Origin of the sequence: Flavobacterium anhuiense (assembly GCF_001705175.1) — a bacterium.
In the GTDB taxonomy this organism is placed as follows: domain Bacteria; phylum Bacteroidota; class Bacteroidia; order Flavobacteriales; family Flavobacteriaceae; genus Flavobacterium; species Flavobacterium anhuiense.
On sequence record NZ_CP016907.1, the window covers coordinates 5,071,903 to 5,091,633 of the forward strand.

The 19,731-nt window shown below is 32.3% G+C and carries 19 protein-coding genes; 12 read left to right on the top strand and 7 right to left on the bottom strand.

Annotation, left to right across the window (positions count from 1 at the left end):
- Positions 1–83: 83 nt before the first annotated feature.
- On the top strand, positions 84–836 hold the full coding sequence (gene tpiA, locus BB050_RS21375) for a triose-phosphate isomerase (RefSeq protein WP_008462994.1): 753 nt from the start codon (positions 84–86) through the stop codon (positions 834–836).
- A 229-nt stretch (positions 837–1,065) separates the two neighbouring features.
- Here tpiA and BB050_RS21380 read toward each other — a convergent pair whose 3' ends face one another.
- The gene (locus BB050_RS21380; RefSeq protein WP_066035042.1) at positions 1,066–3,402 is read right to left on the bottom strand and encodes a hypothetical protein; all 2,337 of its coding nucleotides are present in this window, start codon (positions 3,400–3,402) and stop codon (positions 1,066–1,068) included.
- Positions 3,362–4,498, bottom strand: a complete 1,137-nt coding sequence (locus BB050_RS21385) for a hypothetical protein (protein WP_066035043.1) — start codon at positions 4,496–4,498, stop codon at positions 3,362–3,364. Before BB050_RS21385 ends, BB050_RS21380 begins: the two co-directional genes overlap by 41 nt.
- Positions 4,499–4,614: 116 nt before the next feature.
- On the opposite strand from BB050_RS21385, the gene prmA reads away from it, so the two are divergent.
- From prmA to BB050_RS21445, 11 genes are all read left to right on the top strand, one after another.
- Entirely contained in the window at positions 4,615–5,448 is an 834-nt protein-coding gene (gene prmA / locus BB050_RS21390) for a 50S ribosomal protein L11 methyltransferase (RefSeq protein WP_008462980.1), read from the top strand.
- A 37-nt stretch (positions 5,449–5,485) separates the two neighbouring features.
- Positions 5,486–5,761: an ATP-dependent Clp protease adaptor ClpS gene (locus BB050_RS21395; RefSeq protein ID WP_066035044.1), complete on the top strand. Its 276-nt coding sequence runs from the start codon at positions 5,486–5,488 to the stop codon at positions 5,759–5,761.
- 85 nt (positions 5,762–5,846) lie between these two features.
- Positions 5,847–7,358: a WG repeat-containing protein gene (locus BB050_RS21400; RefSeq protein WP_066035045.1), complete on the top strand. Its 1,512-nt coding sequence runs from the start codon at positions 5,847–5,849 to the stop codon at positions 7,356–7,358.
- A gap of 109 nt (positions 7,359–7,467) precedes the next feature.
- Positions 7,468–8,739: a sterol desaturase family protein gene (locus BB050_RS21405; RefSeq protein WP_066035046.1), complete on the top strand. Its 1,272-nt coding sequence runs from the start codon at positions 7,468–7,470 to the stop codon at positions 8,737–8,739.
- An 8-nt stretch (positions 8,740–8,747) separates the two neighbouring features.
- Positions 8,748–9,434 (top strand): lysoplasmalogenase, encoded by a 687-nt coding sequence (locus BB050_RS21410; protein WP_066035047.1) that lies wholly within the window; start codon positions 8,748–8,750, stop codon positions 9,432–9,434.
- A gap of 20 nt (positions 9,435–9,454) precedes the next feature.
- The gene (locus BB050_RS21415) at positions 9,455–9,901 is read left to right on the top strand and encodes a 2-dehydro-3-deoxyphosphooctonate aldolase (RefSeq protein ID WP_066035048.1); all 447 of its coding nucleotides are present in this window, start codon (positions 9,455–9,457) and stop codon (positions 9,899–9,901) included.
- Between the two features lie 597 nt (positions 9,902–10,498).
- Complete coding sequence (gene kdsA, locus BB050_RS21425) at positions 10,499–11,317, top strand: 3-deoxy-8-phosphooctulonate synthase (RefSeq protein WP_008462969.1); 819 nt, start codon at positions 10,499–10,501, stop codon at positions 11,315–11,317.
- A 25-nt stretch (positions 11,318–11,342) separates the two neighbouring features.
- Positions 11,343–12,248 (top strand): hypothetical protein, encoded by a 906-nt coding sequence (locus BB050_RS21430; RefSeq protein WP_066035050.1) that lies wholly within the window; start codon positions 11,343–11,345, stop codon positions 12,246–12,248.
- Positions 12,249–12,354: 106 nt separating this feature from the next.
- Complete coding sequence (locus BB050_RS21435) at positions 12,355–13,023, top strand: YiiX family permuted papain-like enzyme (protein ID WP_236940389.1); 669 nt, start codon at positions 12,355–12,357, stop codon at positions 13,021–13,023.
- 86 nt (positions 13,024–13,109) lie between these two features.
- Positions 13,110–13,562: a hypothetical protein gene (locus BB050_RS21440; RefSeq protein WP_008462966.1), complete on the top strand. Its 453-nt coding sequence runs from the start codon at positions 13,110–13,112 to the stop codon at positions 13,560–13,562.
- Between the two features lie 5 nt (positions 13,563–13,567).
- Positions 13,568–13,873, top strand: coding sequence for a hypothetical protein (locus tag BB050_RS21445; protein ID WP_066035052.1), 306 nt, complete (start codon positions 13,568–13,570; stop codon positions 13,871–13,873).
- 70 nt (positions 13,874–13,943) lie between these two features.
- Here the strand turns inward: BB050_RS21445 and BB050_RS21450 are convergent, their stop codons facing one another.
- The 5 genes from BB050_RS21450 to BB050_RS21470 form a co-directional block, all read right to left on the bottom strand.
- On the bottom strand, positions 13,944–15,335 hold the full coding sequence (locus BB050_RS21450) for a M20/M25/M40 family metallo-hydrolase (protein WP_066035053.1): 1,392 nt from the start codon (positions 15,333–15,335) through the stop codon (positions 13,944–13,946).
- 297 nt (positions 15,336–15,632) lie between these two features.
- Positions 15,633–16,370, bottom strand: coding sequence for a hypothetical protein (locus BB050_RS21455; protein ID WP_066035054.1), 738 nt, complete (start codon positions 16,368–16,370; stop codon positions 15,633–15,635).
- A gap of 71 nt (positions 16,371–16,441) precedes the next feature.
- Positions 16,442–16,693 (bottom strand): hypothetical protein, encoded by a 252-nt coding sequence (locus BB050_RS21790; RefSeq protein ID WP_123907015.1) that lies wholly within the window; start codon positions 16,691–16,693, stop codon positions 16,442–16,444.
- Positions 16,694–16,805: 112 nt separating this feature from the next.
- Positions 16,806–19,088, bottom strand: coding sequence for a CHAP domain-containing protein (locus BB050_RS21465; protein ID WP_066035056.1), 2,283 nt, complete (start codon positions 19,086–19,088; stop codon positions 16,806–16,808).
- An 11-nt stretch (positions 19,089–19,099) separates the two neighbouring features.
- A complete protein-coding gene (locus tag BB050_RS21470) occupies positions 19,100–19,588 on the bottom strand; it encodes a DUF4280 domain-containing protein (protein ID WP_066035057.1) in 489 nt (162 codons plus the stop codon).
- Between the last annotated feature and the right edge of the window lie 143 nt (positions 19,589–19,731).

A 19,731-nucleotide genomic window follows, 5' to 3' on the forward strand; every position in this document is an offset into this window, starting at 1 on the left:
TGCAATGTCAAAATTCCAATATCAATTTGGACTTTGCTTTAATTTCAAAACAAAAAACAAAAAAATAATATAAAACTACCAAAATGAGAAAATCGATTGTTGCAGGAAACTGGAAGATGCATAAAAATGCTGCGCAAACTGAAGAGTTATTGAACGAATTAATTGCTAAAATTCCAGCGAAAACAAATGCACAAGTAATTGTAGCGCCAACTTTTGTAAACTTACAAGCGGCAGCGACTAAATTAAAAAACACAACTATCGGAGTTTCTGCTCAAAACGTTCACCAAGCTGAAGGTGGTGCTTTTACAGGAGAGATTTCTGCAGATATGTTAACAAGCATTGGCGTTAATACCGTAATCTTAGGCCACTCAGAGCGTAGAGCTATTTTCCACGAAACAGATGCTTTAATCGCAAACAAAGTAGATACAGCTTTAAAACATGACATGACAGTTATTTTCTGCTTTGGAGAAGAATTAAAAGACCGTCAGTCTGGAAATCACTTCAACATTGTTGAGAATCAATTGCGTGATGGCGTTTTCCATATTGCAAAAGAATCTTGGTCTAAAATTGTTTTAGCTTATGAGCCAGTTTGGGCTATCGGAACTGGAGAAACTGCATCGCCAGAGCAAGCTCAAGAAATGCACGAATTCATCAGAGAAACTATCCGCAAAGCTTTTGGAGCTGATATCGCTGATGAAGTTTCTATTTTATACGGTGGTTCTGTTAAACCAGAAAACGCTAAAGAAATCTTCTCTAAACCAGATGTAGATGGTGGTTTAATTGGAGGTGCAGCTTTAAAAGCTGATGATTTCTTAGCTATTGTTACAGCTATTTAATTTTAGATTTTAGATTTTAGATTTTAGATTTTAGATTTTAGATTTTAGATTTTAGATTTTAGATTTTAGATTTTAGATTTTAGATTTTAGATTTTAGATTTTAGATTTTGAAATCCCTATATAAAAAAACGTTCGCACAGCGAACGTTTTTTATATATTTATATTTCTCATCACTCAAAGTCAAGAGATTATATTCACTTTTAGCACTTATATGGTTAAAAAACAATTTTTAATTAATAAATGATTTCAAAAGCGGACAATTGTACTTTTTAAACGTTGGTGTGGTTTTGTAAATAGAATAAAAATTAACCAATTCTCTTCCTGCTTTAAAAGGATTTTTGGCTTCTTCTTCCTCGCTAATCAATTCTGCATAATGATCATAATAATTGCATTCAAAAATCATTAAGCTTGCCATTGCTTTTTCGTTGCTATTTTTAGACATTTTTAAAGCTTTTTCATAATACATTTTGGCCATTTTCAGATTGTAATAATTGCCATTTTGGTATTTTTTTTCATTTTCTGTATTATCTCCATAAACATAATCAGTGTAAGATGCTCCAGAACTCCAGTCATAAGCGGTCATCATCCAGGAATTTCCTAAATACGAAACATTAAAATATGCGTGCGCCAATTGCAGATTACTGCTTGCTGTATTTTGCTTTTTAAGCTGAATCAGTTTTGCTATAAAATCGGTTTTATTGAAACGATAATCAAACTTTCTTTCTTCTTGTTTCTGAAGAATTTTAGGAGTAAAAGGATTTTCGTTTAAATAGTTTTTATACTGATAATTCTTTTCCCAAAAATCCTGAGGCATACTTGAAAAAGTTTCATAAGCTAATTCCAAATTGTTATTTCTAAAGGCAATTGTTCCTTTTAAATCTTTATAATAATTGATATTTGGAGCAATTGTTCCAGAACAAATATATTTTTCAAAAGGCGTTTTATCTGTTTTTTGTTGTAAAGCCATCAAAAGGTCAATATCTTTTACAGATGCATTTCGGTCAAAATATCCTATATAACTAAAGAAGTACGGATTGCTATATGCTGCATATTCTCCTTCATTTTTAATATCCGATTTCATCCAAAGCAAACCAGCTGTAACAACATCTCCTTTTATATAAAAATCATTACTTGCAATTCGGTATAAACTATATAAATTTTTAAATAATCCGTGATCGGTTTCTACTAAATTTTCAACTGAATCAAAGTATTTATAAAGCTGATTCTGAACTTTTTCGTCCTTTAAATCATCTTGTTTTAATGAAACCAAAGCCAGCTGAATATTTTTTTGCATCTGTATCGAAGCATTGGCTTTACTAGAAATCAAATCAGTATATTTTTTTCCTTCATCGACCTGATCGTCAATGAAACATAATTGAGCAATTGCAGCGGTAATATAATCTTTCTGCTCGCCAGAAGTCTGTTCGCGAATCGAAATCAAATAATATTCTAATTCTCTCAAATATAAAATATCCTTGTTGAAGTTTTCTTCTTTCGCTTTAGCGTAATTTTCATACCAATCTGTACTGCTGAAAACTACTGATGGAGTTCCGTCATTGGTATATTGAGGCGTAAAAATCCAATCTTCGAGTTTGTTTACTTCTCTTCCAATTAAAAAACTTAAAAACAAACTGTTTGGACTTAATTCATAAATTGCTTTAATTGCTTTTAAGTCTGGTGCCGGATTTCGAAGACTTTCGATAGACAAAATAACGCTTCGTTCTTCATCGTTTTGTGCTAATGCCAAAGTTTCTTCAGTCAATTTCCAATTGTAATGCTGCAGCACCGCAAATGATTTTTCTTCGCAGGAATTAAAAACTTTACTCAGCAAATAATTTTGCAAAGGTAAATTCTCAATACATAATGCATTGTAATACAATGCCCATGGTTTAAGAATTGTATTCGATTCAGAAGCAAAGTAGGAATCATATAATTGCATAACATTTTGCTTTTGCTGTGTATAAAAATAATATCGCAACGCTAAAAAAGCATAGCGCTGTTTTAGAAATGAATCCTTAGTCGATTTTATTTTCTTTTCAAAATCGAAATTATCTTCTAAATCATAGTTTTTATAATTGCTTCCTAATTGATCCCAAGATTCCCATTTTGTGTATTCTACATTACCATATTCTAACTTTTTAGCCAGCAAAATATAATTTAAAAAGGCTTTATTTTTAGACAATAATAAAGCTTCTACAAAAGTGTTTTTAGGAAAGACACTTTTTAAAGTTTTGTTTTCAAAAGCAGTTTGAAATTGCTCTGAATCTGTCTCATACAAAATCTTATGAACGTCATCAGGATTAATGCCATTTCCTAATTTCTTTTTCCACTCTAAACAATTCTTTTCCTGATCTACACTCGAAACAGTATTAGTTGCATAATAATTATCTGCCGAATAATAGAATGGCGTGAGTTTAAAGAAACCATCTCGCTGTGCTTTAAACAAAGCTAAACGGCTGGTTTCTGGCGAAACGCTCCATCCGCAGGCAAATGAAAATTGAACGCTTAAAACGAAAAGCAAGCTGCTAAAAACTCGCATAAAAATTGGAGATATTTTCGGTTCCATAATCGTTTATGTATTTTTTATCAAAAGAGAAAAAGGTCACTTTTGTCTGATTGTCAATCTGAATTTTGTTTTTAATGATCGAAATCATTTTATCAATTTCATTGTCTGAAATTTTCTCGATTCTAATTTCGTCGCCATTTCTAAGATACGTCTGCCCTATTAAAACATCATCTTGCAAAACATATTTGTCCTCTGACGTTTTTTTCACTTTAATGGTATCTTTTATCAATCGATCATAATCAGATAAAATGCCTTTAAACTGATTTCCTCTAAAAGCGATTCCCCAACTATACAATGGCAAGGCAATATCCAGTTTGAGTTTGTAATCGCTGTGTGTTATGTATTGCGACAATTCTTCGCTAGTTCCAATAGAGTTTTTAGTCTGAAAATCGTCTGGTTTGGTAATATTATAACACATCAGCAAGCCTTTATCAACTGGCGGTATTCCAGCTTTTGTAGCATATTTATACTGCCAAAGCCTAATTGTTGCCACAATTTTCGAATTTGGATATTGCTTTTTAATCTGCTTTAATAAATAGAAATAATTCTTCTGCGATTTTTCGGTCCAATCACAGTCAATCAGGATTTCTTTAAAATCAACTTTTAATTTGGCTGATTCTGCTTTTTTAACCGAATCATAATTTAGGGCTTTAAAGTCTTTCTGCTTATAATAATCTTTTGGATAAACAATATTATACGCATTGCTTTCTGCTTTTCTATCATTCATCTTTTTAGCAATCTGTTCGATTCGGCGAGCCATTCTCACCGCCAGACTATCCAGCTGCTTGGTATCAGACTTTAAAACCACTTCGTTGGCAATAAAAATGCTTGGCGTAATCTCAGGATTACTTTTATTGAGTGAAATATCCTGAATGGTAGCAACCGGCAAAGATTCTTTTGAATATGGATTATAATCTATGTCAAAGAAACGGACATACATATGTTGGACATCCATTTTCTTAACTAAAGAATCTTCCGCTTCCTGAAAATCCATATCGGTTTTCCAATAACAAAAAGATCGGATAACGTCATGCTCTTTTTCGCAGCTTGCTGAGCTTAGAATAACCAAAAGCGCTACCAAAACAATATTTTTCATAATAATAAAAAACTTACAAAATACAATTCAAAATTAGTATTAAAATTTATAACAATATGATTTATTTATGAACAACTTTTGCTTTGTATTCTTACCTTTGCAAAAATTTTTTATTTATGTCGAATATATATTTAGGATATCATTTTACAATTGAGCCAAAAGAATTGGGTTCTGAAATTTTAGTGGCTGAATTGGGCGAAAAAGCGTTTGAAAGTTTTACAGAGACTGAAAACGGAATTTCTGCTTTTGTGAAGAAGGATTTATGGGATGAAAATATTCTGGATGATATTTATATTCTACAATCTGAGGAGTTTAAGATTGAATATACGATTGAAGAAATCGATCAGGTAAACTGGAATGAGGAATGGGAAAAGAATTTTGAACCGATTGATGTAGACGGAAAATGTCACGTTCGCGCTCCTTTTCACGAAAAAACGGATGCTGAGTTTGATATTGTAATTGAACCTAAAATGAGTTTTGGAACTGGACATCATGAAACTACTCACATGATGATTCAGCATTTATTGGAAATGGATGTAAAAGGTCTTAAAACTCTTGATATGGGATGCGGAACTGCCATTTTAGCCATTTTAGCTGAAATGAAAGGTGCTGAACCAATTGATGCCATTGATATTGACAATTGGTGCTACCTCAACTCTATCGAAAATGCGGAACGCAATAATTGCAAACATATCTCCGTTTATGAAGGCGATGCTGCATTATTGGCGGGTAAAAAGTATGATCTAATTATTGCCAATATCAACAGAAATATTTTGTTGAACGATATGCAGGCTTATGTTGATGCTTTGAATCCAAAAGGAATTATTCTTTTTAGCGGTTTCTATGAAGAAGACATTCCGTTTATTGATGCTTCGTGCGTTGAAAAAGGTTTAACTTATGTTAAAAAGCTTCAAAGAAACAACTGGGTATCTTTAAAATACGTAAATTAGACACTGATAATCAATTCAGTACAAAAACTATAACAACATGAGTACTAAAGAAAAAGTAAGAGAAAGAGTTCGCGAAAAAGAAGCCATTGGTTTTAATAACGAGATCATTGTATACAATGATGATGTAAACACTTTTGATCACGTAATTGATACTCTTATGCGTGTTTGCGACCACACAGCTGAACAAGCCGAGCAATGCTCTTTGATTGTACATTATAACGGAAAATGCACTGTAAAAACAGGCCCGATAGAAAAACTTAAACCTCAATGCACACAACTTTTGGAAGCTGGTCTTAGCGCCGAAATTGTTTAATTGATCTGATAATTTTAAACGCATTCTTTTTTATTCTATACTAGAATTGAAGAGAATGCGTTTTTATTTGTATTAACTTTAAATCATGAGAAATATCCTTCTTTTACTAATTCTGTTATTCTCTTTTATAGCCAAAGGCCAATCGAAATTTGAGCCTCTTCGTAAACAATTAATGGAAAATAAGACTTATGAATATGTTTATAGTTTTGAAAATGATTATGCTGTATTTAGAACCTTTAAGGGAAAAATGGGATTAATTGATTCTCTTGGCAATGTGGTTATTAAACCTAATTACGAATATATAGAAAACAGAAAAGAGCTGAAAAATATATTTGAGGCTGGAATCATTATCAATAAAAAATACAAAAGAGGTTTTATTGATTTACAAGGAAATCTAAAAATTCCTTTTGAATATGATGATGTTTATTATTTAGGAGATAATCTTGTACGTGTTTCAAAAAATAACAAAACTGGCGTTATTGATATTGGGAACAAGGTAGTTTTGCCTATAAAGTACGAGCAAGTAATGGGTAATAATGGAATTTTATTTGTTCAAAATACTAATAGCATTGATTTATTTGATTCCAAAGGGAAACAAATCACTAATTTTCAAGCTTTTGATATTGAGTATTTCCAACATAAAAGGTCGATTGTTACACTTCAAAACAAAAATACTTTGATAATTGATACTTTAGGAAATATTGTTTTAAATACTATTAAAAATCATCGCTACGAAAGGATTCTTTCCCAAAATTCTTTCCTTATTCTTAATACCTTAACGAAGAAAAAAGGAATCATAAATTCAAATGGGCAGTATGAAATTGAATGCAAATACGATGAGATTATGCCTTCAAATTCTATATATATTGTAAAAAACAATGGCAAGGAAGGAATAATCAATCAAAAAGATGCTGTTTTAAAACCCTTGATTTATGATAACGTTTATGGTGTTTTTTCTAATGACAGCATTTCGTTCAAAAATCATTATTTTGCTAGTAAAGGCAATTTGCAAGGTGTTATAAATCCATATTTAGAAAAAGAAATCATTCCAATATCGTATAAATATATTGATCCGTTTTCTAAGCACTATATCACAACTAATGCCGAGAATAAAGGCGGATTATTTTCTGCCAAAGGTGAAATTATAATTCCAGAAGAGTATGATTTTTATAGCGCTGCTCAAAACAAAATTTTTGCTGTAAAAAATTCAAAAAAATATCTTCTGACTATTGAAAACAATAATTACACTGAAACTGAAATCTTCGTGGATGAGTTTGTAAAAAGCAATCAGTACTTTAGAGGATTTTCAAAGAGCAATTATCAGATTTTTAAAGACAAAAATAAATTTGGAGTTTACAGCAATAAGAACAAAATTGCAATTCCAGCAGAATATGATGCGGTTACAGAGATTTACGGAACAGGAGAATTTGTTGTAAAGAAAAACAATAAATATGGCATTGTAAACTCTGATAATGAAACACAATTGGAATTAAAATATGACTCGTTTCAAATTATAAAAGAAGTGGTTCGATTTAATATTAAGAACCCAAAAACATCCAAATTCTATTCAATAAAATATCCTTTTGAACCTCAATAATTTGCAGTGGGCTTTTGAATAAAAAATATATTCATAGCGGTTTAATTGCCAATAACTCAAAATGCATTCGTTTTTATTATATATTTGAACGAAATAGAATGCATTTGTTATGGAAGAATACGGAAAGATATTGATTATTGCAATGCCGATTTTTTTAGCCTTAATTGTTATTGAAAAAATTTATGGCATTTATAAAAAGAACGATACTGCTCCATTAATAGATAGTGTATCAAGCATAAGTTCGGGCATTACCAATTCGGTTAAAGATGTTCTGGGACTGAGTGTTACTTTTCTTTCTTATGAATGGCTGGTTTCTAAAATAGCGTTACAGCATTTAGAAGCCAATGTTCTCTCCTACTGTATTGCTTTTTTTGTAATTGATTTTTACGGTTATTGGAGCCATCGTCTGGCACACCAGATTAATTTTCTTTGGAACAAACATGCCATACACCATAGCAGTGAAGAATTTAATCTTGCCTGCGCGCTTCGCCAGCCCATTGCGAGTCTAGTAAACCTGTTTACCTTTTTATTGATTCCGGCAGCTTTATTGGGCGTTCCTGCTTCTGTAATAGCTATTACACTTCCTATTCATTTATTTTTACAGTTTTGGTATCATACCAAACACATCAAGAAAATGGGATTTATTGAGCATATTTTGGTAACGCCTTCGCATCATCGTGTGCATCATGCCATTAATCCAGAATATTTAGACAAAAACCATTCTCAGATTTTTATTTTTTGGGACAAGCTTTTTGGCACTTTCCAAGAAGAATTAGACGACGTACCTCCTGTTTTCGGCATCACAAGACCTGCCAATACATGGAATCCAATTAAAATAAATTTTCAGCATTTGACTTTATTGATAAAAGATGCCTGGCGAGCTCCAAAATGGAAAGACAAATTGACTATTTGGTTTAAGCCAACTGGCTGGCGTCCTGAAAATTTTGAAGAAAAATATCCTGTACACAAAATTGAAAATGTTTTTAATTTTGAAAAATATGGTACGCAAAACTCTCAAAAACTAATATATTGGTCTGTTGCACAAGTTTTAATAACATTACTTTTTGTGAGTTATCTATTTGATAATATTGCCAAAATCGGTCTGCCTAATATTTTTGTTTATGGCTTTTTTATATTCCTAACCATATATAGCTACACAGAGTTAATGGATAAAAATAAATATGCCCTTTTGTGGGAAGGCTTTCGATTGGGGATTGTAATTTGTATTATTGGATATTATGGAGATTGGTTTGGTCTAAATCGTGTCCTTCCAAGCAGTAATTATATTATTTTTACCTACCTTATCTTATCTTTTTTAACGACATTTTATTTTGTTAATTTTGATTTTAAAACCAACCAAAACCAATATATCAATTCATAACCCCTATTATGAGAAACTCTTCTTTTTTTAAAATTTATGCGGCATTTAGTTTGGCGTACCTGATTATTCTCCTTACTGGCCACGAGCGTTTTGATCTCTTTCTGAAACCTATTCTAATACCAATTATCGGATTTGGAGTCTATTTTTACAGAAAATTTCCTAGTCAGAACATTTTATTGGCAGCACTTACACTTTCTTGGCTTGGAGATGTCATTTTACTTTTTACAGACCTTGGCGAGATTTACTTTATCTTAGGATTAGTTTGTTTTCTCACAGCTCACATCATCTATTGCATACTTTTTAATAAACAGAAAAGAAATAGAAAAAAACAGAATAAACCTCTTTTTATATTTGGAAGTATCTTAATTGCATTTTATCTAATAGGAATGATTTCTGTTCTAATGCCTCATTTAGGCAGTCTTGAAATTCCTGTTTCTATTTACGCCTCAGTAATTTCGATTATGCTTTTATTTGCTTTCAACGGATTTTTGGTATGGGAAAAACCTGGAAATAAACTCGTTTTTTTTGGAGCTGTTTTCTTTGTTATTTCAGATAGTATTCTGGCTGTAAATAAGTTTTATGCTCCAATACCGAAAAGTTCCTTTTTTATTATGCTAACTTATCTTCTGGCACAATATCTGATTGTAGTTGGTGTTTTAAAACTAAATCCAAAAAAAGTAGAACAGATAGTTTAACTTTCTCAATAACCAGAATCATGAAAAAAATAGCTATTTTAATCGTTTTATTAATCAGTGCTTCTTCTTGCATAAGTACAAAATCAACTTTAAAAAATGTAGATGACAATGCGCCTGATTTAATTTTAAAGAAAGATAATACCTTTTCCATAACGCAATTTGCTAAAGACAAAAAATACGGTTACGACCCTGATTATCCAATCAATATATTTTTTCAGAACACCAACAATGAAGCGTTAAACGAAACTCGTTTTTTAAATGCTTTGGCTGGTCCGAATGGTGAAAAAATAACGTATTCCAGATTAGAAACCTGCTGCCCATTCCCTACTAAGCGAAGCAATATGGGTGCTGGATTTTTGAATGTTTATGAATTGAAATGGGACGGGCAAAAAAAGCCTGTTAAGCTTTATTTAAATATTTATGAAAAAGGGATTTTGATGGTTCCGGTTGGATTGAGGTTAAAATAAATATAACCAATTCTCAAGATATGCTTGAATTGCTTCCTTTTATATTACTCCTTCTTCCTATTTTATTTCAATTAATATTAGGAACTAAAACAATCTATAAGCCTGCTTCAATTAAATTTAGTTCGGCATCTTGGATTAGTTTTATCTCTTATATTTTGCTTGCTTTTATTTCTTATTACATTGTCAATTATAATTTTTCAAAACGATACGAACAATATCCAAACCCAATCAGATGCGGAATGCCTCTTTTAGGTATTGTTATGGCTTCTTTCTTTTTACTTTTTATTCTTATTTTGATTATTGTGATTCAATTTTTGATTAAAAGAAGGATAGAAAATAGATCAAAAAGACAAAGTAGTTAAGTCCAAAAAACAGCATTCACTGCAAAACTTTAAAACATGACAAATATCATCTATTAGTTTTATTTCATGCTTTAATATTGCCTCGGAAAAAGCATTTAATCATTTAAAAGAAATTTTAGAAATTCGTTAATTCTACTAAGCTCCTAGCCAGTTATTAGAGTTCTTAAAATAATCTTAAATCTTCATCTGCTATTCATAAATCATAACTACCTTTGCAGTGCAAAAAAATAATTTTATGAACTTACAACATATTCCACAAATTAAGCATACTGAAAGCGGGAATTTCTTTTTATTGGCGGGACCTTGCGCTATTGAAGGAGAAGAAATGGCTCTTAGAATTGCTGAAAAATTAGTTGGTATTACCGACAATTTACAGATTCCTTATGTATTTAAAGGATCTTTTAAAAAAGCAAACCGTTCTAGAATTGACAGTTTTTCTGGAATTGGTGACGAAAAAGCATTAAAAATCTTAAGAAAAGTTTCTGAAACTTTTCATGTGCCAACAGTAACAGATATCCATACAAATGAAGATGCTGACAAGGCTGCTCAATATGTAGATGTATTACAGATTCCAGCTTTCCTAGTTCGCCAGACCGATCTTGTTGTGGCTGCTGCCAACACTGGAAAAACAGTAAATTTGAAAAAAGGGCAATTTATGAGTCCGGAAAGCATGAAACATGCTGTTCAGAAAGTTTTAGACTGCAATAATGAAAATGTTATGGTTACAGACCGTGGTACTATGTTTGGATACCAAGACATGATTGTTGATTTTAGAGGAATCCCTACTATGCAGCAATATGCTTCTACGGTTTTAGACGTAACGCATTCTTTACAACAGCCAAATCAAACTGCTGGTGTTACAGGCGGAAGACCAGACATGATTGAAACCGTTGCCAAAGCAGGTATTGCAGTTGGTGTTGATGGTATCTTTATCGAAACGCATTTTGATCCAGCAAACGCAAAAAGTGATGGCGCTAATATGCTTCATTTAGACTATTTTGAAGGTCTAATGAACAAGTTAGTTGCGATCAGAAAAACAGTTAATGCATTTTAATTTATATATATAATACTTAAGTTCTTTGAAAACAAAATTTTTATTTTTCTTACTGGCTTGTGTTTCTTTAAACACATTTGCTCAGGAAGAAATACCTGTACAAAAGTACGCCGCACACAACAAAGGAAAATTCTTTGTGATGTGGGGTGGTAATAGAGAAAGTTACTCGAATTCTGATGTAAACTTTAGAGGTAAGGATTACAACTTTACGGTTGATAACATGAAAGCTCATGACAAACCAAAAGGATGGCATGTTGATTATATCAATCCTGCCAATATGACTATTCCTCAAACTAATTTGAGATTTGGTTATTTTTTTAGTGATCATTACAGCGTTACAATTGGCGTTGACCACATGAAATATGTAATGGCACAGAATCAAATTGCAAATGTTACTGGAAACATCAATTTACCTGCAGACGATCCCGCATCAATTTACAATGGCAATTACAACAATACTCCTGTCGATATGTCTCAGGGAGGAGCTAAAGAAGGTGGTTATGGCAATGGTGAAATAAATGCAAACGGCCCAGCGTTTTTAATGTACGAACATACAGATGGTTTAAACTACATTAATACTGAAGTTGCCAGATTTGATGATGTTTCTAAATGGTTTAGATTACCAAACATTGACAAAGTTCAGATTAACTTAACTGAAGGATTGGGAGCTGGTCTTTTGTACCCAAAAACTAATACTACTCTTTTAGGTAAAGAACGTCATGATGATTTTCATGTTTCTGGTTACGGTGTTTCTGCAAAAGCTGGTATCAACGTTACTTTTTTCAAACACTTCTATATTCAGGGAGAGTTAAAAGGAGGTTATATCAACATGCATGATATCAGAACTACAACAAGCAGTGTTGACAAAGCTTCTCAAGACTTCTTCTTCTTCCAGCGTATTATTGCTGTTGGAGGTATCTTTAGAGTCTAATATTGCATAAAAAATATTTGTAAAAATAGCTGTCATTTTATTTGGCAGCTATTTTTTTTATTATTTACTTTGTAATTCAAAGTACTTTAAAATTTACTTTATGAAAATGAAAAAATATCTATTCCCAATCATTACTTTCTTTTTGAGTTTTACATGCGCATTAATTGTGGCTATAAAAGTTTTTCCAAACAATCCTTTTACTGGAAACAAAGAAGAAAAAACCACTGTAAGCAAGTTTAAGGATGGGGATCTTATTTTTCAGACATCTGAGTCTAAACAATGCGAAGCGGTTCGAATTGCAACAAATTCTAAATTCTCTCATTGCGGCATTATTTACGATATTAATGGAAAATGGTTTGTTTTTGAAGCTGTTCAGCCAGTAAAACTTACTACTCTTGAAGATTGGATTAAACATGGAAAAGACAGCAAATATGTGGTAAAAAGATTAAAAGACAATCGCGTTTTGAGCCAACAGGTTTTACAGAAAATGAAAGATTATAGCCAACAGCTTGACGGTAAAGAATATGATGCTTATTTTGAATGGACTGATAACAGAATATATTGTTCTGAATTGATCTGGAAAATCTATAAAAATGCTGCAGGAATAGAATTGTCTAAACTTAGAGAATTGAAAGATTTTAATTTACAGAATCCGAGAGTTCAGAAAATATTAAAAGAGCGTTACGGCAATGATATTCCTTTAGAAGAAAAAGTCGTTGCTCCTTCTGACTTAGCCGATTCTAATATATTGAAAACAGTAGTAGACACTTATTAATATTTTAAAAAGCTAGTTCTTAGTCATTCTAGCTTTTTTATTTGCAAATTAACTTTGAAATTCAAAGAACTTTTAAAAACTAACCCATGAGAGATTATCTGATTGAAAAACTGTACGAATGTTCCAAAAGACCATATCAAAAATATTTTAAAAAGAATGAACCTTGGAATATTGATAAAACTTTATTAATGAACTATCCAGAAGAAAGTTTAGGATTCGGTTTAGGAAATTTTCTCTACAAGAATCATTTTGATATTCAAGAAAAACTAGAAGATCACGACATTATTCATGTTCTGACCAATACTGGAGTTTCGGTTTATGAAGAAATTGGCATGCAGTATTATCTGCTCGGAAATGGAAAGAAAAGCTTGTATTTATTTATGGTTATAACTACTGGAACAATTTTTTACCCGAAACGTATGAAGTATTTCATTCAGCAATTTAAAAGAGGAAAAAAAGCAAATGCATTTTATTATCTCGATTTTTCAAAAATGCTTTTTATGCCTATTCAAACTATTCAGCAAACTTTTAATATTTAAAAATCATGAAAACAATATACAACAAACCTTTTCAAGAAAAACAATCTATAGAATTGGCGGTTGGCACATTTACAATCAGTACGATATTGTTTGTGCTTTATATTATTTCGAATGAAAATCCGAATATTTTAGTAATTGCTTGGCCTTTTGCTTTAGCTGCCATTGTAGTCAATTTGATTATGTTTTTTCACTTAGCAGAAAAGTTTATTCATTTACCTCAACAGCGAAAAGACATTGGTTTTAAAATCTTATTGTTGCTTTCTAACATTCCAATCACATTTTTGTATTATCTGGTTGTAATGAGATCTTGATTTAAAAAACGTATTCATAAAAAAAGCCACAAGTAAAAAACTTATGGCTTTGATTTTTTTATTTTGAATCTTAATTTGCTTTCTTAGTTTCAATTCCGTTTTGGTCTAATAAATACATTAATGTAGTCATTGTGGCAGCACCAAGCTCTAATTCTCTTTTATTGATGGCATCAAAAGTATCATTTGCTGCGTGGTGATAATCAAAATAACGTTGAGAATCTGGTTTTAAGCCTGCTTTTACAATAGCTGGAGAAGTCAAATGATTAATATCTGAACCTGCGTGCCCAATTGTAAAACTGTGAACCAAATATGGCTCAAAAAGATCTTTATAACCTTGTATCTTTTTCAAATTAGCATCATCAGCTTCAATTGAAAATCCTCTTGGAGAAAATCCTCCTGAATCGCTTTCTAAGGCAAAAATATGGTTCTCTTTGTTTTGCTTTGAAACTTCTTCGTATTTAGCGCCACCTTTTCCACCGTTCTCTTCATTCATAAACAATACCACACGGATTGTATTTTTAGGTTTGTAATTTAAGTTTTTCAAAATACGTATCACCTCCATACTTTGCACTACTCCTGCTCCATCATCGTGAGAACCGTCGGCTAAATCCCAAGAATCTAAGTGTCCTCCAACAACCATAATGTTTTCTGGAGTCACGCTTCCTGTCAATTCACCTATTACGTTATAAGACAAAGCATCTGGCAAAGTCTCGCAAGATTGCTTGAAATAAAATTTCAAAGCTGGATTTGCTTTTAATGATTTACTCAACAATTCAGCTCCATTTGTACTGATTGCCGCTGTTGGAATATATTGTGATTTTGGCAAATCACCATAACTTTGAGCTCCTGTATGAGGAAAATCGTCCAGACGTAAATTCATAGAACGAACAATTGTTCCAACTGCTCCTAGTTTTGCCGCTTCTTTTGCCCCTGCATATCTTTGGTCAACACAAGCTCCGTAAGAAGTAAACGTTTCAATGTTTTCAGGATTCATTGGTCTGTTATAGAAAACAATTTTCCCTTTTACTTTATCTGCCCCTAATTCAGCTAATTCTTTAATTCCTTGAACTTCGATTATTTCAGCAGTAAGACCTGTTTTTGGTGTTGCTACCGAACCTCCTAATGCGCAAATTGGCACATTGGTTTTTACTTTTCCGTCAAGAATATAAGCTGTTTCTTTCTCGCCACGCACCCAATGAGGCACCATAACTTCTTGCAAATATACCTTATCAAGCCCTAAGCTTTCTAACTGCCTTTTCGTGTACTCAACTGCTTGTTCTGCACCTTTAGAACCAGACAAACGAGCGCCGATGTCATTTGACAAATATTCTAGCCAAGTGTAGCATTTTGACTCGGTTAAGGCTTTTTTGTAAAATAATTTGATGTTTTTTTCATCATTTGTCTGTGCAAAAGATGTCAATCCGTTTAAAACTAAAGCAGTTAAAAGAATCGTTTTTTTCATGTTTTTTTATAGCATTTTTGGGTTGTTTTACAAAGGAACAAAATTCTTTACACCTGTCAGAGTTTTTTTGTAGTCTTTGTAAAAAAACTTTGAATCCACTTTATCTTGCGTAAGGACTTTTTCTCAATCGTCTGATATATTTAACAATTTAGAATATTTTTTTTAAGCATCATCATAACTTTGAAATACTAGGTTGCGTTTAACTCATCTCATTTGTTTTCAGAAAACAAAAAAGCAAAGAGGAAAAATATCCTTTATTCTTTTGAATTAATTTGATCTACTTTATTTAAGCAAATTTTACATAGGCAAACCAATACCACCGTGTCGAGTATCATTATAGAGCTCTTTGAAATCTGGAAGATTATAGTAATTGTTTCTTTTGAATTCTTCCTCATATTTCTCATCATCTAGTTTTGGAAAGAATGAAAACATAGAATTTTTGTCGATTTTTGTCGCATAATAGCAGTACAAAGCTTTGATTCTTGCATCTTCGCTGAAACTAAGACCTTCAATTTTTGGCAAATCTATTCTTCCTCTTAAAAAATCAAGGTATTTTTTTTTGCTTTTAGCATCGGCTTGAGCCATAACTTCAAAAACCTCCTTATGAAAAACATACTTATTATCGCAGGTTTTTGTTACTAGTATTTTATAAAATTCCTCCTCATTAGATTTGTCATCACGTAAACTTCTGTCCAAAACCCATTTTAATAAATCTCTATCCTCCACATAACCAAAAACTTTGACTAGAGATTCTAAAAATGCTTCATCATGAAATTTTAGCCAAACCAAACTCGCCTTGCTGTCATTGAAGAGATATTTGTTCCGGTTGACTAAAGTTTGGATGTTTTGTTGCCGTTGTTGATCTAGATTTTCCTCATTCATCCATTTAGATATTTTTATAGTATCTCGTTGACTATTCAAATATTTATCTGGTATGTTTTTTTCATATTCAATTAATTCTGGAAATTTTTTTTGATAATCCAATAATTCCGGTACAGCAAATATCGGAGCGATAAATTTATTATCTTTAAACACAAAAAAACCATTGAAGTCTAATAAGTTATTTTGAAAATAAATAATTTCTCTATTACATTGATTAAAAATATCTACATAAATATATTTTTTGATGAATTATAATCTAGTTTTCTATGAAAAATTGACTCTATTTTATTTGTAAATTCACTATTAGATATATTTTTATATACTTGCTGTTTAAGTATATCTTTTACAATCTCTTCCTCAATTTCTATATCCTCATTAGAATATTCAATTTGATAATCTATAGCATCTTCGATTGTAGCTTTTAGTCCTTTTTTAAGCTGTTCTTTTAATATGATAATTTCCTTTTCCTTAATCATCGAAATTGTATTTTTATTGGAATCAATATTGTTATGTTTTTTTTTCTCTTGACATGAGACTAAAAAAAGTATAAGACTAATAAGTATAAATGTTCTATTCATTATAATTAAATCATGATGTTTTTCCACTAATATTTTCACTTGACTTTTTTAATAAATTGCCCTTATTTAAATTAGAAGGATTAAGACTTAATTCGTCTTCTGTAAACTGGTCCTTTATATTGTCTTCATAATCTTCAGGCAAATAATAGCCTATTACTTTCTGTCCGAAGTCTCCATTAGGATTTCTGCTACTAAATTTTAAACTACTTCCTTGATTACCTCCAATAGGAACAATATTACCTTCTTTAGTCCTCCCATAATAAAAAGCAACATGTCCACCTCCACCTCTCGTATTTTTCCATACAACTATACATCCATATACAGGTTCTTCAATTTTTCTCATATGGGACGGTTTTTTGTCTGATTTTCCTACTCCTTCATGAATATAATCAGGATTAAATTCTAAAGCTCTGCAAGTGCTTGGATTTAGATATACTGCTTTTTGTAAACACCAACTTGCAAAAGCAGCACACCATGATATAGAAGTGGGATCAGTATTACTTGTCGTAAATTCATTTGAAATTGAAAAATACTCTTGTTTGATTCTTGATTTTAATGGGTCTTCTCCTTCATCAAAACCACCGTAATTTTTTGCTTCTTCTAAAACTATTTTCATCCACGGCGCTCTTTCTCCAGCATTTTCTTTTGAAGCATCATCTGCTACTGCATTTTCACATACACCATTAAAAAGAAATCCAGCACCTATATTGTAATGGGACTCCTTTAATTCCTGCTCCACATCTGCAATTGTAGTTTTTCCGTTGATAAATCCCCAGCGCTCTTCAAAACGCTGTTTGGTGTAGACCCATTTTCTTCGTCTACTATGTTCCTCACCTTTCATGAAGGAAGGGTTGGAAGAATAACCGTACTTGGTAACCCACGGTTCTTTATTGATATTTATTTTTCGCTGTTCGAGGCTTGTTTGGCTTCCGTCGCCGTCTGGCACTGAGATGCTTTCGTCAAAAATCACATAATCTGGGTTATTGCCGTTTCCTACTGCATTTGGCTTCAAAACATGCAGATACAAGTCGACCATTGTGGCTATTTCTGTTTTGGACGCAAAATATTTATAGACGTAGTCCATTTGTTCTATAAAAGTCATTGCTTTTAAGGCAGACCTTGTGGTGCCTAAATTTCTTGCCGAGGCATCGCTGAACTGTATCAAGCCAGAATATCCAGCCCCGTTATCAGCATAGGGCTTGAACATATTTTTTTCACCAGTCTCCAAATGCATAACTGCCATCAGTTCGCTTGCCTTGTTTTTCTTTTTGTCTTCTCCCCAAAGTTTTGCACAGACTTCAAGAACTTTTTTTCTCTCTTCACAAGTAAGTTTATTGCTCCAATAAAAATTATTCTCCTTGCAAACACAAGTACTTGTATTTTCTTCTCCTTCCTCAGGCATATCAATTATCATGGGCTTATTTAGAACTTCTCTTACCATGTCGCCAGCCTTTCGAATTTCGTTGAGTACATCCAGGTTTGTTTCGTAATAATCGTGTACATCGCCGTTAGACTTTATACCTTTTTCTTCTTTTTTAGAAGACCCTTTCTGTTCTGCGGGAGTTGGCTTATCCTGAGTCTTTTTGTAGTCAGGGTTGGCAATATTAATGTTTTGGCTTTCAAATGTTTTTTGATTAAAGATTTCTACCGTAACATAATATTCGTGAAATTCACCCTCGTTTCCTGTAGCTTTATCGCCTTGCTTATTTGCCAATTGAGCAAAACTTGGGCTCAGGAAAAACTTTGCCTCGGCTTTTCCATCTTCAATATAAATGGGCAGTGTTGTGGCTTTGTTGTTTTTGTTCAGGCTGTTGTGGCTTGCCCCCGGTTCTTCATCTTCCCAGAGAGTTATCGTGCCGCGACACCTATTAAGATTTACGCAGTGGATGCGAACAATTACTTTGTCTCCGTAAGCAAAAGGCTTTGTAGGCTTGTTCCAGAGCGCATCTAAGAAATCAACATGCACAATTTTACGCTCAACATGAGACTGGGGCTTTATGATCAAAGTGGCTTTCTCCCCACCTTTTTCAGCAATCAGTTTCAATCCTTCATACTTGATTGTCGCTTCAAAAAAGCTATACTGCACAATAGGTCCTGTTTTGTCGTTTTTTTTCTTATGTATCCAACTGTTACCTCTAAGCTCATAAATAGACCAATGCACATCTGGTGACAAAATCCCAAGATCATTGGCTTTTGCAGATGGAATATTTGCCACAAAGTTATCGGCTATAGAGTAAGTGTGTTTTTCTCCAACCGTTGGAGTTGAGTTCCCTGTTATTCTAAAATCTGGCATACTGTTTGTTTTTAAAGAATATCATCACCAACTATGTCATTCTGAAATTTATTCATATTGACCAATGGGTTTATTTGTCTACATATATGCTTATTGGCGTTCATTACATTTTGTTTTCCCAACTCAACTTTCTGTCCGTGATTTGCTATCGTTATGCAATCTGGGCCTCCAATAGAGCAGGTAGCTTTGCTATCTTCAACCAATATCTTACCTTGATTGCTTAGCGTCACTTTTTGATAAAAACCACTCCATTCTTGTATCACCGTCTGACAGGGTTTATAACTATTGCCCATTGGTTGTAATTTGCAATTGCCAAAAGTGTTTTTCTGCAGTGTCTGCCCGATTTCTTTTGTTGTTGCAATTAGCTTTTTGCTGGCGTCCTTGTCATTTGCAAAATGTTTACTTTGTGATTTTACTTTCAAAATATCGGTTGTGTCGGCAACTTCAGCAAATTTGCATTTTAACGTAGCACCTTGTACTACAACATGTTTTGCACTCATAGCTTATATTTTTAATTTATGTCAAAAAGATGATAATGATATTAAAGAGAAAGATTTCTAAATAGATTCTTCAGTAAAATTTAAAATATTTTTACTAGATTTAAATTTCCTTCGCATTAGATAGAAATGTAATTAATATAATC